Origin of the sequence: Cellulomonas marina (assembly GCF_900111925.1) — a bacterium.
Classification (GTDB): Bacteria; Actinomycetota; Actinomycetes; order Actinomycetales; family Cellulomonadaceae; genus Cellulomonas; species Cellulomonas marina.
Genome location: NZ_FOKA01000014.1, coordinates 86,805 through 101,516, shown reverse-complemented (window position 1 = coordinate 101,516; position 14,712 = coordinate 86,805). Strand labels below are relative to the sequence as shown.

Annotated in this window: 12 protein-coding genes and 1 tRNA gene; 6 read left to right on the top strand and 7 right to left on the bottom strand. The window is 75.9% G+C overall.

The window, feature by feature from the left end:
• Positions 1-501 precede the first annotated feature (501 nt).
• Both BM048_RS14440 and BM048_RS14435 read right to left on the bottom strand, forming a co-directional pair.
• Positions 502-575 (bottom strand) — tRNA-Met (locus tag BM048_RS14440).
• A gap of 140 nt (positions 576-715) precedes the next feature.
• On the bottom strand, positions 716-3,832 hold the full coding sequence (locus BM048_RS14435) for a UPF0182 family membrane protein (protein ID WP_090034106.1): 3,117 nt from the start codon (positions 3,830-3,832) through the stop codon (positions 716-718).
• A 133-nt stretch (positions 3,833-3,965) separates the two neighbouring features.
• Here BM048_RS14435 and BM048_RS14430 point away from each other — a divergent pair, with 133 nt between their 5' ends.
• Positions 3,966-4,544, top strand: a complete 579-nt coding sequence (locus tag BM048_RS14430) for a PPA1309 family protein (RefSeq protein WP_090034105.1) — start codon at positions 3,966-3,968, stop codon at positions 4,542-4,544.
• Positions 4,545-4,584: 40 nt separating this feature from the next.
• Here BM048_RS14430 and BM048_RS14425 read toward each other — a convergent pair whose 3' ends face one another.
• Complete coding sequence (locus tag BM048_RS14425) at positions 4,585-5,790, bottom strand: YlbL family protein (protein WP_239079020.1); 1,206 nt, start codon at positions 5,788-5,790, stop codon at positions 4,585-4,587.
• Positions 5,791-6,004: 214 nt separating this feature from the next.
• Between BM048_RS14425 and BM048_RS14420 the strand changes: the two genes are divergently transcribed.
• Entirely contained in the window at positions 6,005-7,513 is a 1,509-nt protein-coding gene (locus BM048_RS14420) for a zinc-dependent metalloprotease (RefSeq protein ID WP_090034102.1), read from the top strand.
• Between the two features lie 56 nt (positions 7,514-7,569).
• Here BM048_RS14420 and BM048_RS14415 read toward each other — a convergent pair whose 3' ends face one another.
• Positions 7,570-8,160: a SprT-like domain-containing protein gene (locus BM048_RS14415; protein ID WP_090034101.1), complete on the bottom strand. Its 591-nt coding sequence runs from the start codon at positions 8,158-8,160 to the stop codon at positions 7,570-7,572.
• A 191-nt stretch (positions 8,161-8,351) separates the two neighbouring features.
• Between BM048_RS14415 and BM048_RS14410 the strand changes: the two genes are divergently transcribed.
• Together BM048_RS14410 and BM048_RS14405 are read left to right on the top strand one after the other, a co-directional pair.
• Complete coding sequence (locus BM048_RS14410; protein WP_090034128.1) at positions 8,352-8,510, top strand: DUF5679 domain-containing protein; 159 nt, start codon at positions 8,352-8,354, stop codon at positions 8,508-8,510.
• Positions 8,511-8,807: 297 nt separating this feature from the next.
• Positions 8,808-9,839: a ThiF family adenylyltransferase gene (locus BM048_RS14405; protein WP_139224466.1), complete on the top strand. Its 1,032-nt coding sequence runs from the start codon at positions 8,808-8,810 to the stop codon at positions 9,837-9,839.
• Positions 9,840-9,862: 23 nt separating this feature from the next.
• On the opposite strand, the gene BM048_RS18970 is transcribed toward BM048_RS14405, so the two are convergent.
• The 3 genes from BM048_RS18970 to BM048_RS14390 form a co-directional block, all read right to left on the bottom strand.
• Positions 9,863-10,279: a WhiB family transcriptional regulator gene (locus BM048_RS18970; protein WP_275407354.1), complete on the bottom strand. Its 417-nt coding sequence runs from the start codon at positions 10,277-10,279 to the stop codon at positions 9,863-9,865.
• A 132-nt stretch (positions 10,280-10,411) separates the two neighbouring features.
• On the bottom strand, positions 10,412-10,684 hold the full coding sequence (locus BM048_RS14395) for a hypothetical protein (protein ID WP_090034098.1): 273 nt from the start codon (positions 10,682-10,684) through the stop codon (positions 10,412-10,414).
• A gap of 205 nt (positions 10,685-10,889) precedes the next feature.
• Positions 10,890-12,977 carry an ATP-dependent helicase gene (locus BM048_RS14390; protein ID WP_090034096.1) on the bottom strand — a complete coding sequence of 696 codons (2,088 nt, stop codon included), beginning with the start codon at positions 12,975-12,977 and terminating at the stop codon, positions 10,890-10,892.
• Positions 12,978-13,203: 226 nt separating this feature from the next.
• Between BM048_RS14390 and BM048_RS14385 the strand changes: the two genes are divergently transcribed.
• Positions 13,204-13,491: a mycoredoxin gene (locus BM048_RS14385; RefSeq protein ID WP_090034094.1), complete on the top strand. Its 288-nt coding sequence runs from the start codon at positions 13,204-13,206 to the stop codon at positions 13,489-13,491.
• Positions 13,492-13,558: 67 nt separating this feature from the next.
• Positions 13,559-14,710 carry an acyltransferase family protein gene (locus tag BM048_RS14380; protein WP_090034093.1) on the top strand — a complete coding sequence of 384 codons (1,152 nt, stop codon included), beginning with the start codon at positions 13,559-13,561 and terminating at the stop codon, positions 14,708-14,710.
• Positions 14,711-14,712: the final 2 nt, after the last annotated feature.

Genomic DNA, 14,712 nt, shown 5'->3' with positions numbered 1-14,712 from the left:
AGGAGGTCACCCCGCCCCAACTCCCGGCGCTCAGCGCCTAACCAATGAAGGTCACGCGGCAGCCGTCACACACCACGACCGGGGACTTGACCGTCCCGGAGGGATACACGGCTTTCACCTGCGGCCACTGCCGGGCCGTGTTCGGAGACTTCCCTCTCCGCTCTCTGCTCATGGAAGTCGCGTACGACCCTCCACTGGCACGAGGGACGCTGACGCTGGACGTGCCTGCGATTGTCGAGAGCCACCCGCACTGGTGTTGGAACCTTGGCGACGGCCTCTGCGCCACCTGAGAGAGCCGGGGACCACGACGCAGGCATTCGGCCCGCCAGCACCGCGAGGCAAGGCGCCATCACCGGCGCCACAGCCGGGCAGAGTTCGGCCCTGTTCGCCGCCGTGCGTGTACGTACCGCCGGCGGCATGCGTTGACATCTCGTTGACACCAACGCCAGAGGCCCTCCCGATCTGTCGATCGGAAGGGCCTCTGACCTGGTACTTCACTTGTAGCGGGGGCAGGATTTGAACCTGCGACCTCTGGGTTATGAGCCCAGCGAGCTACCGAGCTGCTCCACCCCGCGTCGGCGTGGACAACAGTACGTCAGCTCGGGACGAGGACCAAATCGACTCCTGACCAGCAGCCCGACCCGCACCGCCGACACGCGCGAGGACCCGGGGCGGCGTGCGCCCCGGGTCCTCGTCGGTGATCAGCCGGCCGTCGTCACGGGCTGGCGGAGGCCGACGGGTCCGGCGACGGCGAGGTCGACGCCGAGGGGTCGGTCGTCGCGCCGCGGGCGGCCGCGTCGAGCTCCGCCTCCGCCGCGATGGCGTCCTGGATGGCCTGGTCGAGCTGCGCCTGCGCCTCGCCGTAGGCGGCGAAGTCACCGGCCGTCAGCGCGGCCTGGGCGGCCTGGATGGCCGCGTCGGCGGACGCCAGGGCGTCGGCCAGGCGCGTGCGGGCGTCCGCGGTCGAGCCCGGGTCACCCGTCCCGGTGCCCGGGTCGGTCGTCCCGGGGTCGGTGCCGGGGTCCGTGCCGTCACCCGGGTCCGTGCCGGTCCCCGGGTCCGGGACCTCGGAGCCGGTGTCGGGCGCCTCGCCCTGACCCGTCCCGTCGCCCTCGAAGCCCGAGTCGCCGCCGAACACCTGGTCGAGGGCCTCGTCGAGCGTGCTGGCGAACCCGATCTCGTCGCCGAACGCCACGAGCACGCGCTGGAGCAGCGGGAACGAGGTGCCCGACGCCGCCTGGACGTACACGGGCTGCACGTAGAGCAGACCGCCCGCCACGGGCAGGGTGAGCAGGTTGCCGCGCACGACCGTCGTGGAGCGCTGGGCCAGGATGTTCAGCGTCGTGGACACGTCGGGGTCGGTGTTGAAGTTGTTCGCCACCTGGCCCGGGCCGGGCACCGTGGAGTCGCGGGGCAGCTCCAGCAGCCGCAGCGTGCCGTACCGCTCCCCCTTGACGCCCGCCTGGTCGCCCGCGTCGGAGTCCGCCGCGAGGTAGCCGGTGAGCACGTTGCGCGCGTTGGCACCGCTCGGGATGAACGAGGTCGTCAGCGAGAACGTCGGCTGCTCCTGGCCCGGCATCTGCAGGGTCAGGTAGTACGGCGGCTGGTTGACCTCGCGGTCCGTCGACGGGTCGTCCGGCGTGGTCCAGAAGTCGTTGCCGGAGAAGAACTGGTCCGCCTCGGTGACGTGGTACTGGCCGAGCAGGTCCCGCTGCACCTTGAACAGGTCCTCGGGGTAGCGGATGTGGCTCATGAGCTCACCGCTGATGGCCGACAGCGGCTGCACCTCGGAGGGGAAGACCCGCTGCCAGGCCCGCAGGATCGGGTCGGTGTCGTCCCAGGCGTAGAGCGTCACGTCGCCCGAGTAGGCGTCGACGGTGACCTTGACCGAGTTGCGGATGTAGTTGACCTGCTCGGGCGCGAGGGCCTGGACCGTGGCGGCCGTGCCGGTCAGCGCGTCCTCCGTCGCGTCGTCGAGCGAGCGCTGCGCCGAGTAGGGGTACTGGTTCGACGTCGTGTAGCCGTCGAGGATCCAGACCACCTTGTCGTCGACGACGGCCGGGTAGACGCGGCCGTCGAGCGTGAGGAACGGCGCCACCTTCTCCACGCGCTCGCGCGGGTCGCGGTCGTAGATGATCTGCGACTCGGTGGTCACACGGTCGGACAGGAGGATCTGCGTCGCGCCGAACTTCAGCGCGTACAGCAGCTTGTTCCACAGGTTGCCCACGCTCGGGCCGGCGGAGACGGCCTCCGTCGGGAAGGTGGTGTTCACCGCACCGCCGGACTCGTCGTCCGGGTAGTCCAGCTCCCAGTCCCCGCGGCCCTCGGGGGCGCCGACGATGGAGTACGCGGGCGCCTCCGGGCTGAAGTAGATGCGCGGCTCGTACTCGCCCATGTCCCCCGTGGTGGGCAGGCCGCCCTCCCAGAAGGACGGGCCGCCGTTCGCGGCGACCTGGTTGCCCGAGGCCGCGACGACGCCGAAGCCGTGCGTGTAGACCGTGACGTCGTTGGTCCAGTTGCGCTGCGCGTCGTTGAGGCCGTTGATGTTGAGCTCGCGCACCGCGATGACGGTGTCGCGGCTCTCGCCGTCGATCTCGTACTTGTCGACCGCGAGCGTCTCCGGGAAGTCGTAGAACGCGCGCACCTGCTGGAGCTGGCGGAACGACGGCGCGACGACCTGCGGGTCGAGCAGGCGGATCTGCGCGGCCGTCTCGGCGTCCTCGCGCAGCTGGCCGGCCTCGGCCGTCGTCGCCGCGGAGTAGGTCTGCGTGTCGACCGCGTCGAGCCCGTAGGCGGCGCGCGTGGCCGCGATGTTGCGCTCGATGTAGGGCGCCTCGACGTCCTGCTGGTTGGGGCTCACCTGCAGCCGCTCGACGACGGCCGGGTAGATCCCGCCCAGCGCGACGCCGGAGACCACCATGATGCCCACGCCGATGAGCGGCAGGCGCCACGAGCCGCGGAAGGCGGCGTAGACGAACACGAGGGCGACGAGGACGCCCGCGCCGGCGAGGATGCCCCGCGCAGGGATGACCGCCTGGACGTCCGTGTAGGAGGCGCCGAAGAAGCGGCCGTTGCCGCTCTCCTTCGTCAGCAGGGAGTAGCGGTCGAGGAAGTAGTTGGCCGCGACGAGCAGCAGCACGACCGCGCCGACCGTGCAGAGCTGGGCGCGGGCGGCCCGGGTGGTGCGGGGCGCGCCCTGAGGCCCGCCGACGCGCACGCCGCCGTACAGGTACTGCGTGATGAGCCCCGCGATGCCGGCGATCACCGCCACGGCCAGCAGGAACGACACGACGAACCGCACGGCCGGCAGCGTGAACAGGTAGAAGCCCACGTCGAGGCCGAACTGCGGGTCCCTCGTGCCCACGTCGCCACCGTTGATCGCGAGCTGCACGGTCTGCCACTGCTGGGACGCGGCGGCCCCGGCGAACAGGCCCAGGACCGCGGGCCCGACCACCATGACGACGCGACGCAGCGGCTCGATGGCCTCGCGGTACTGGTCGAGGCTGGCCTGCTCCTGCGTCGAGGGCGCGTAGACCGGGCGGGAGCGGTAGCCCACGGAGAGGTTGACCGCCACGGCGCCGGCCATGACGACGGCGGCGAGCAGGAACAGGACCCCGCGCGTCACCCACTCCGTCACGAGGACGCGCGTGAAGCCGAGCTGGCCGAACCAGAGGAACTCGGTCCAGACCTGGCTGAGGGTGAGCAGCGCGACGACGAGCAGGCCGACGACGACCGCGGTGACGGCGAGGGGGTGCGGGCGCCGCCGGGCCGGCGGGCGGGGGGCCCGGGGGCCCTGGGGGCTGCGCGGGGGTGGTGCACTGGCGAAGGTCACGGCTGCGGGTTCCTCGTCGTCGGGCGGAGCGGAGACCGGGTCCGCCCGACGCACGGCCCCGGGCGTCGGGTCCGCACAGCGCAACGGCTGGTCCGGGCGCCAGGTTCCCACAGACTCGTGTGATGCTGGCGCCGTGAGCACAGGCAGCACGCGACCCGCGACCGGCCCGCAGGACGAGGAGGCGGCGCGCCGTGCGCTGGCGGACGCCGTGCGGGAGGTGGAGGTCCACGTCGCCCGCGCCGGGTGGGACGGGCCGGTGCGCGTCTTCGCGCTCGTGCGGACCCAGGCCGCCCTCGCCTCCGACCCGGGGCTGGGGCCGCGGCTGTCGATGGACGTCCTCGCGGCGGCGGCCGAGAACCCCTGGCACCTCACGTCCGTCGAACAGGAGCGGCTGCCGCCCGCCGACGACCTGGAGGGTCTGCTCGGCGCGCTGGCCTGGCCGCCGGCGGTCGACGGCGTCGCGCTGACCGTGGAGCGTCTCGTCGTGCCGCCGCACGTGGAGGAGGCGCTGCCCGCGGACCCGGCCGCCGCCCTCGAGGTGCTGCGCACGCACCCCGAGCGGACGGACGTGCGGATGGCGGTCGGCGTCCTGCGCGCGGGTCCGTCGTGGTGCGTGCTGCGCACGCGGTCCGACGACGAGGACGCGTCCGTCGGGCAGGGGCCCGACGCCGTCCCGGGGCTCGTCGAGGCGCTGCGCGCGACGCTCGACTGAGGACGACGGACGCGACGCGCCGGGCGGACGACGCGGCGCGTCAGGCGGCGGACGCGTCCGACGGGCCGTCCGCCGTGCAGGTCGGCAGGTCCTGCGCGTCGCCGGCGCCGATGGCCACGACGGCGTCGTAGGCCTCCTCGAGCGTGCCCACCGCGACGACCCGCAGGTCGTCGGGCACGTGCCCGACCGTCTCGGCGCAGTTGGCGTCGGGGGCGAGGAACCAGGACGCGCCGTCGCGCGACGCCCCGGAGAGCTTCTGCCGGATACCCCCGATGGGCCCGACCCGGCCGTCGACGGAGATCGTGCCCGTGCCCGCGACGACCGCGCCGTCCGCCTCGTCCTCCGGCGTGAGGGCGTCGATGATCCCGAGCGCGAACATCGTGCCCGCCGACGGCCCGCCGATGTCCTCGGACCGGATCGTCACGTCCACGGGGAGGTCGAAGGCGGGGTCGATGTACACCCCGATGAGCGCGCGGCCGTCCGCCTCCCCCGTCACCACCGGCACCTCGACGGGGGCGCCGTCGCGCGTGACCGTGAGGGTGACGGTGTCCCCGGGGGTGACCTGGTCCAGGTGCTCGACGAGGGTCCCGTAGTCCGGCAGCGGCACGCCGTCGACGGCCGTGAGGACGTCGCCCTCCTGCACGAGACCGACGGCCGCGGACCCCTCCACCGCCGCGGTGATGGTGAGGACGGCGGGCACCTCGTAGCCGAGCTGGGTGAGCGCGGCGACGGTCGCGTCCTCCTGGGAGCTCGTCATCTGCGCCTGGTTCTGCTCCTCGAGCTCGTCGCGCCCGAGGTCGGGGGCGTAGACGTCCTCGGCGGGCTGGACGAGGACGTCGGGGCGCACCCACCCCACGACGACGTCGAGCACCGAGGCCGGGTAGCCCGGGCCGCCGACGGCGCTGACGGTCGTCAGCCGCAGCTCGCCCGTCGCGTCGTAGGTCGGGGCGCCCTCGATGGTGATGAGCGGCTCGCCGTCGTGCTCGCCGAGCACGTCGAGGGTCGGCCCGGGGCTGTTGACGGCGTAGGGCACGGGCAGCACGAGCCCGGCCGCGGCCAGTGCCGCGGTCGTCAGCAGGGAGACCGACAGGGTCAGCGCGCGTCGGCCCGGGCGCGTGCGGGGGTCGGTGCCGGAGGCGCCGGTCGTGCCGGTCGCGCCGGTGCCCTCCGTGCTGCGGTCGGCGTCGCCGGGTGCCACGGGGCCGCCGACGCGCTCGTCGGGCACCCCGGCCTGCTGCTCTGTCACCGCCGCATCATCGCCCACCCGGCCGGGAGCGACCTGGGAGCGACCGCGGCGCACCCGTCCGGCCGACGCACGGCCCGCACCCAGGTCGGCGCACAGGTCCTGCGCCCTCAGCGAACCATCGCGTCGTGCCGCGGGGACGGGAGCCCGCGCCCGTCCCCGGTCGTTAGCGTGGGCACCGCCGGCGCCACCGCCGGCCCGCGACCCCGGAGGACCCATGAGCGCCGACCGACCCTCCCCCGACGGCGGCGTGCCGCCGTGGGAGCAGATGCTGCGCCAGATGCTCGGCCCCGCCGCCGACGACGCCCTGCGCGAGATGCGTGAGCGCGGGCTGGACCCGGAGGCCATGGCCGCCGCGTCCGGCATGCCGACGGACCCCCAGACGATGGCCGCCGCCATGCAGCAGGTGCAGCGCATGCTCGCCACGTCGGGCGACGAGCCCGTCAACTGGCAGGTCGCCCACGACCTGGCGCGCCAGCAGGCGGCCGTCGGCGGCGACCCCTCGCTGACGCCGACGCAGTCCCGGCAGGCGCTCGACGCGCTGCGGGTCGCCGAGCTCTGGCTCGACGCCGCGACCGACCTGCCGCCCGCCACGGGCACGCCGCGCGCCTGGACCCGCGCGGAGTGGGTCGAGGCGACGCTGCCCACGTGGCGGACGTTGACCGAGCCGGTCGCGTCGTCGCTGTCGCTGGCGCTGGCGGACACCCTCGGGCAGGCGTTGCCGGGCGCCGACGAGCTCGAGGGCGGGCCCGGGACGGCGGGGGTGCCCGGGCTGCCGGGCATACCGGGCCTGCCCGGGCTCGGCGCCATGGGCGACCCCCGTGAGCTGCTGCGCCGGCTGGGGTCGGCGGTGTTCGGCATGCAGGTCGGGCACGCGGCCGGGACGCTGGCGGCCGAGGCGTTCGGCACCACGGACATCGGGCTGCCGCTGCTCGAGACGCCCGGCGCGGCCCTCGTCGTGCGGAACGTCGAGGCCTTCGCCGAGGGGCTGGACGCGCCGGCGGAAGAGGTGCGCCTCTTCCTGGCGCTGCGCGAGGCGGCGGCGAACCGGCTGTTCACGCACGTGCCGTGGTTGCGAGCGCACCTGCTGGGCACGGTCGAGGCGTACGCGCGCGGCATCTCGATCGACGTCGAGGGCCTCGAGGAGGCGGTGCGCGCCATCGACCCGACGGACGCCGAGGCGCTGCGCTCGGCGCTGGCGGGCGGGGTCTTCGCGCCGCAGACGACCGAGGACCAGCGCGCCGCGCTCGCGCGCCTGGAGACGGCGCTGGCGCTCGTCGAGGGCTGGGTGGAGGAGGTGACGGCGCAGGCGGCCCTGCCGCACCTGCCGCACGCGGTCCCGCTGCGCGAGATGATGCGGCGCCGTCGGGCCGCTGGCGGGCCGGCCGAGCAGACGTTCGCCACGCTCGTCGGGCTGGAGCTGCGGCCGCGGCGGTCGCGGGACGCGGCGGCCCTCTGGGCGCGCATCGCCGCTGACGGCGGGCCGGCCGGGCGGGACGCGGTCTGGGCTCACCCCGACCTACTGCCGACGGCGCAGGACCTCGACGACCCGGCCGGGTACGCCGGGCGGCGCGCGGAGCAGACGGACGAGGGCGCCGACCTCGACCGGGTGCTGGCCGAGATCCTCGGCGAGGACACCGGCGAAGGCCCCACGGCGCCGGGGCCGCAGGACGACCGCGACGGCCCGCACGAGGACGGGCGCGGTGGGGCCGGGACCGGGGCCTGAGCGCCGGGGCCCGGGCGTCAGGTCCAGGTCACGGGCCTGCGTGCCGGGACAGGGCGTCAGGGCTCGACCGCGACCTCGACCCCGCGGTCGTCGGGTCCGTCGTCCGGTGCGCCGTCCGGTCCGCCGCCCGGGCCCCCGCGCTCGAGGGCGAAGGAGTAGCCCTCGAGGAAGCCGCGCGCCCGCTCGGTCCGCGGGTACCGGTTCACCTCCGCCCAGAACTCGGGCCCGTGACCCGCGTGGAGCAGGTGCACCAGTTCGTGCAGCAGCACGTAGTCGAGCACCCAGCGCGGCATCCCGCGGACGCGGTCGGAGATGCGGATGGACCGGTCGGCGGGCGTGCACGACCCCCACCGCCGCCCCTGCTGGGACGACCAGGCGACGCTGGCGGGCCGCGCCCGCCCCCCGAGGTAGCGCGCGGACAGCTCCGCGGCCCGCGCGACGAGCTCGTCGTCGGACGGCCGCCGCCGCCGCTCCTGCGCCGCGAGCCGCGCGAGCATCCGCTGCACCCACTCGCGCTCCTGCGCGGGGCTGAACCGCGCCGGGATGGCGACCACCGTGCGGTCCTGCTCGCGCCACGCGGAGACCGTCCGCAGGCGACGGCGGGAGCGGCGGACCTCGACGCCGTCGAGGTCGTGCTGGTGGCGCACGGGGGTGACGGTAGTGGAGCGGCGGCCCGCCGGACGGGAGCACCGGCCCGGCCCGCCCGGCGCGCCGGGCCCCCGTGCGGCGGCGGGTCCCCCGATCGTGCGTCTACTGTGGGCGTCGCGCGGCCCGGCGACCGGTGCCGCGCCCCCGAGCCGGCCGCCGGTCCGAGGCGGCTGAAGGACAGGAGATGGTGATGGCGGAGACCTACGCGGGCGAGTTCTACTGCGTGAAGTGCAAGGAGAAGCGCGAGGCCGAGGGTGACGTCGTCGTCTCCGAGTCCGGGCGCCGCATGGCCAAGGCCGTGTGCCCCGTGTGCGGGACCAAGCTCAACCGGATCCTCGGCAAGGCCTGACACCCGGTCCGCGCCGGGGCCGGCTCGGCCACATCTGGGCCGGGATCCGAGCACACCGACCACCACCCGACGGGGTGCCACCGCAGCAGCGGTGGCACCCCGTCGTCGTGCCGGCGGTCGCCCATCCCGTCTTGCGGCGCCGGCTGTGGACGGAGATCGGCTGCGGGGCGGGTCGTCGTGGCAGGGTGCCGCCCGGGCCGCCGGTGCCGGGGCCGGCCGGTGCACGAGAGGGGCGGCAGGACGATGCGGTTGCGGGCGGGCCTGCGTGTCCTGCGTCGGGGTCCGGGTGAGGTGCAGGTGGGCCTGGACCCGCGGTGGGCCGTGCGGGTCGACGGGCTCGCGCCCTCCGAGGTCGAGGCGCTGGTGGCGCTCGACCGCGAGCGCGAGCTGCCGGCGGGCCCGGCCGGGGCGCGGCGCGTCGGCGCCCTCCCGGACGCGGTCCTGCCGGGGCTGCTCGCGCTCGGCGTGCTCGACGAGGGCCGGGCCGACCCGCGCGCGGCACGGGCGGCCGTCGTCTGCGCGGACGCCGCGTGCCTCGCCGGCGGCGGGGGCGGCGCGGCCGAGGTCCTGACCCGGCGCGAGGCCGCGGTGGTGGGCGTGCTGGGGCTGGGCCCCACCGGGCTGGTGGTCGCGTCGACGGTGGCCGCGGCGGGCGTCGGCACCGTGGTGCTCGACGATCCCGGGCCCGTGCGCTCCGGGGACGTGGGTCCGGGCGCCTACCGCTGGGCGGACGTGGGTTCCCCGCGCGTCGCTGCAGCGGCGCGCGCCCTGGCGGACGTGCGGGTCGACGTCCGCACGACCGCGGACCGGCGGCCCGACGTCCTGGTGGTCGTGGAGCACGGCGCTGCCGACCCGGCCCGCGCGCCCGTGCTGCTCGGCGCGGGCGTCCCGCACCTGTCGGTCGTGGTGCGGGAGGCGGACGCGCTCGTCGGGCCCTTCGTCGTGCCGGGGCGCACCCCGTGCCTGCGGTGCCTGGACCTGGCGCGCGCGGCGGACGACCCGGCGTGGCCCGTCGTCGCGGCGCAGGTGGTGCCGCCCGACCCCGGTCTCCCGCTCACCGACGGGCTGGGCCTGCGGCGACGTGCCGGCCCGTCCGCAGCCGGCGGTGACCACGCGCCGCGGACCCGCCCGACCGCCGAGGAGCCGCTGCTGCTCAGCGGCGTCGCCGGGACGCTCGCCGCCGCGCACGTCCTCGCCGCGGTGGACGGACGGCGGCCGCCGAGCTGGGCTGCGGTGGTGGAGGTCGCCCTGCCGGGGCTCCTCGGCGTGGCGCGACCCGTGCACCCGCACACGCGGTGCGGGTGCACGGGCCTGCCGCCGACCGGCTGACGCCCGCGACCCCAGAGCGGTCGTCAGGCGGCGCCGGAGGCGTCCTTGCGCGGCCGGCCGCGGCCCCGCTTCGTCGCGACGACGACGCCGTCGACGAAGACCTGGCCGCCCCAGACGCCCCAGGGCTCCTGGCGCTCCACCGCACCGGCCAGGCAGCCGGCGACGAGCGGGCACTCGCGGCACAGCGCCTTGGCCTGCTCGACCTCGGCCGTCCGCTCGGCGAACCAGAGCTCGGGGTCGTTGGACCGGCACGGCACGAGCGCGGCGACGACGGAGGTGAAGCTCCGCCGCTCCTCGAGCGTGGCCGTGGTGGTGCGGGGTGCCGGGTCGGCGGTGCCCGCCGCCGGTCGGGGGGCGAGGGGGGCCGGCGCCTCGGCCAGGGCCGTCCACCGGCCGGAGCCGGTGCGCTGGTCCGTGTCGAGCAGCGTCGAGAGCCGCACGATGTCCTCCTGGTGTCCGTGCTGGTGAGCAGTGCGCGGAGGTCCGGGCCGCTGCCCACCGGGATCACCGGGGGTACGAGCAGGCCGCGGACCCGAGGGATCCGCGGCCTGGGGAGGCTGTCCGACGAGGCGTCAGACGGAGCGGGTCCTGGGTGTCGTGTCGACGACGAGGTGCGAGGTCTTCCAGGTCACCGGGGCGTACCCACCGGTGGTGCGGATCCGGCCGGTGCCGCCGACGGGGGCACCGGTGCGGGCGCCGGTACCGAGACCGGCACCGAGGCCGCTGCCGATGGCGCGGCCGCCGCTGACGACGGGCAGACCCGTCCCCTGGAACGCGCCGCCGATGGGCGCGAGGAGGTGGGCGCCACGCGGCGTCACCCCGACCAGGTCGGTCATGTTCTCCACAGCAGCCACCTCCTCTCGGCGCGGGCCGGGCCCGTGGGCGCGACCTCTCAGCAAGGACGTCCCCAGACTAGGGACGGCCCGGCGACGGGCACAATCCTTTTTCCCGGATCTTCTCGCCGGCTTGTCCCCGGGCTCGTCCCCGGCCCTTCTGGGAGCTCTTCGCCGGGCACGTGGCCGGGCTCTTCTCCCGGGTCCCGAGCCGGCGTCAGGCGCGCGGACCCACCGCGGGGCCGCGGCCCGCGACGACGTCCAGCACCGCGGGCCCGAAGCGCTGCAGCTTGACCGCGCCCACCCCGTCGACGAGGGCGAGCTCGCGCACGGTCGTCGGCAGCGTGCGCGCCACCTGCTCGAGGACGGCGTCCGTGAGCACGGTGAAGGCCGGCTTCGACGTGGTCCGCGCCACCTCGGCCCGCCAGGCGTGCAGCCGCCGCAGCACCGCCGCGTCGGGCGCGGGGCCCGCCGAGGCGCTGCACAGGGCCGCGCCGCCGACGCCGGGCCGGCCGCTGGTCGGCGTCCGCGAGCCCTCCCGGCCTCCCCGACCGCCGGCGGTGCGGCCCCGCCGCTGCTCGTCGTCGGGCCAGATGCCCGCCAGGAACGGCGTGCGCGAGCGGGACGCGCGGCCCCCCGGGTTGCGGGACCGCGCCCAGGACAGCTCGAGCCGCTCGCGCGCGCGGGTCACGCCCACGTAGAGCAGCCGCCGCTCCTCCGCGATCGCGTCCTCCCCCTCGGCGAGCGAGATCGGCACGAGCCCGTCGCTCAGCCCGACGAGGAACACTACGTCCCACTCGAGCCCCTTGGCCGCGTGCAGCGAGGCCAGGGTCACGCCCTCGACCGTCGGCGCGTGCTGGGCGGCGGCGCGCTCGTCGAGCTCTGCGACGAGGTCCTGCACGGTCGCGGACCGTCCGTCCCGGGCGGCGGTCTCCGCGAGCTCGTCGGCGAGCGCGACCAGCGCCTGCATGAGGTCCCACCGCTCGCGCGCCGCACCGCGGGCCGCCGGCGGCTCCGGGGCCCAGCCGACCGGGAGCAGCAGGCCGCGGACCGTCTGCGGCATGGGGTCGGTCGGGTCGGCGCTGCGCGCGCCGCCGCGCAGCAGTACGAGCGCGTCGCGCACCTCGCGGCGCGCGAAGAAGCGGTCCCCGCCCCGGACCGCGTACCCGATGCCGGCGCTCGCCAGGGCCTGCTCGAGGACCTCGCTCTGCGCGTTGGTCCGGTAGAGCACGGCGATCTCGCTCAGCCGTGCGCCCGCCTCGGCGAGCCGGGCGATGCGCGTGGCGACGGCCCGCGCCTCGGACTCGTCGTCCTCGTGCACCGCGTAGCGGATGGCGGGCCCGTCGGGCCGCTGGGCCACGAGCTCGAGGGGGGGCACGTCGGCCGGTCGCCGGCCGACGGCGAGGACGCGGTTGGCCAGGGCGACCACCTGCGGCGTGGAGCGGTAGTCCCGCACCAGGCGGACGACGGTGGCCCCGGGGTGGGTGCGGGCGAACGTCAGCAGGTGGTGCGGCGTCGCGCCCGTGAAGGAGTAGATGGTCTGGCTCGGGTCCCCGACCACGCACAGCTCCTGCCGGCCGCCGAGCCACTGGTCGAGGAGGAACTGCTGGAGAGGGCTGACGTCCTGGTACTCGTCCACCACGAAGTGGCGGTACTGCGCGCGCACCTGCTCCGTCACGTCCGCCCGCTCCGACAGCACGGCGCCGAGCAGGAGCAGCACGTCCTCGAAGTCCATGACGTGCCGCTCGGTCTTCACGTCCTCGTAGGCCGTGAGCAGCCGGGCGAGCGTGCGGGCGTCGTACCCCTCGGGCAGCGCTCGACCGGCCGCGAGCACGGCCCGCTCGTAGTCGTCGGCCGCGACGAGGCTGACCTTCGCCCACTCGATCTCCGACGCGAGGTCGCGCACCGCGACCCGGTCCACCTCCAGGCCGAGCCGCCGCGCCGCGTCGGCGACCGCCGGGGCCTTGTGCTCGAGCAGGCGCGGCGGGGCGCCGCCGACGACCTTGGGCCAGAAGTAGGTGAGCTGGCGCAGGGCGGCGGAGTGGAAGGTCCGCGCCTGCACACCCGTGGCGCCCAGGTCCCGCAGGCGCATCCGCATCTCCCCCGCGGCGCGCGCCGTGAACGTCACCGCCAGCACGCTCGACGGGCGGTACGTGCCGGTCCGCACGCCATAGGCGATGCGATGGGTGATGGCCCGGGTCTTCCCGGTGCCGGCGCCCGCGAGCACGCAGACGGGCCCGGTCAGGGCGGTGGCGACGGCGCGCTGGTCGGGGTCGAGCGCGTCGAGGAGGGCGTCGGCGGACATCGCGACAAGTCTCGCAGGGACCACGGACACGGTGGGCCGCCGACGGACGGCTGTGGACCCGTCGGCCGGACGACGGGGGCGACCCGCCGCGGACGACCCCTCGTCGGGAGGGGTGTCCGAGGGGGCGGGAAGCACGGGGGCCGTGGCAGCGTTCAGCGAGGGACCGGCCACACCGGCCACCACCGTCCGGGCCGCGCGCCGCGGACGGCAGACGAGAGGGAGAGCGATGTCGAGCGGGACGACGGGCACGGCGACCGGTACCGAGGCGGGCACGGCGGGTGCCGTGACGATGTACTCCACGACGTGGTGCGGGTACTGCAAGCGCCTCAAGACGCAGCTGGACTCCGCCGGCATCGCCTACACCGAGGTCGACATCGAGCAGGTGCCGGACGCGGCGGCGCTCGTCGAGCAGGTGAACGGCGGGAACCGCACCGTGCCCACGGTCGTGTTCCCCGACGGCTCGGCGCTCACCAACCCCTCGCTGGTGCAGGTGAAGCAAAGGCTCGGCGCCTGACGTCGGAGCCCCTCTCCCGCCGCCGGTCGCCCGCGGTACTGTCACCGCCCGACGGGAGGGGGGCCCGATGACGACGAGCGCGCGGATGCCTGCGGTGGACGCGATGCGGCTGCTCGCCGCCGTGGCGGTGCTGCTCTTCCACTGGTTCGCGGACCGCCGCATCACCACCGCGGCCTTCGGGTGGGACGCCGACGACGTGCCGAGGTGGCTCGCGGGCGCCGGCGCCTACGGTTTCCTGGGCGTCCCCGTCTTCTTCGTCATCAGCGGCATCGTCATGGTGCCCAGCGCCACCCGGACCGGACCGGCGCGCTTCCTGTTCGCACGAGCGGTGCGCCTGCTGCCCCTCTTCGTGCCGATCGCCACCGTGTCCGCCGTGCTCGCCGTCGTCGACGGACGCCTGACGTCGCTCACGCCGGCAGAGGCGCTGCTGTCGCCCCTGCTCCTCAGCGACGTCCTCCACGTGCCCTGGGCCGACCCGCCGTTCTGGACCTTGTGGGCCGAGCTGCGGTTCTACGCGTTGCTCGCCGTGGTGATGGTCGTGGCGCGGCCCCTCGACGTCCCGCGGGTCGTGGCGGCCGCCTACGCCTGGCTCGCGGTGGCTCTCGCCGCGCGGCAGGCCGGTGCGCCCACGGGGGTGCTGACCGTGGCCCTGCAGTACGAGTACGCCCCGGCGTTCGTCCTCGGCCTCCTGCTGGGCGCGTGGCGGTTCGGAGCACGCGCCCTGGTCGTGCTCCCGGGCGTGCTCGTGACGACGACCCTGCTCGGCCTGCACACCGCCGACCACGTGGACCTCATCGCGCCGGATGCCGTGGTCCCCCGCTCCCCGACGGTCGGGGCAGCCCTGCTCGTCGCGTCCGTCGTGGTGCTCGCCGTGGCGACGCGGGTGGTGCTCCCGGCACGGCCGACGCGGCTCGTGCAGGATGCGGCCGGCATGACGTACCCGCTCTACCTCGTCCACCTCGCGTGGGGTGCGACGCTCGCGGCGACCCTCGTCGAGCTCGGCGCACCACCGCTCGGGGCCGCGGTGGGTGCGGGCGTCGTCGTGCTCGCCCTGGCCTACGTCCTGGGGACGGTGCTGGAACCGCGGCTCCGGGCCGCGCTCACCCGACGCCTGTGGGACGTACACCCGGACGCGACGCCGCAGCCCCTCCACGCCGGCCGCGGCCGGCGCGCCGGCGCCCCGGCCGCACCAGCACCACCACCCGCGTCCTCCGTCTGACG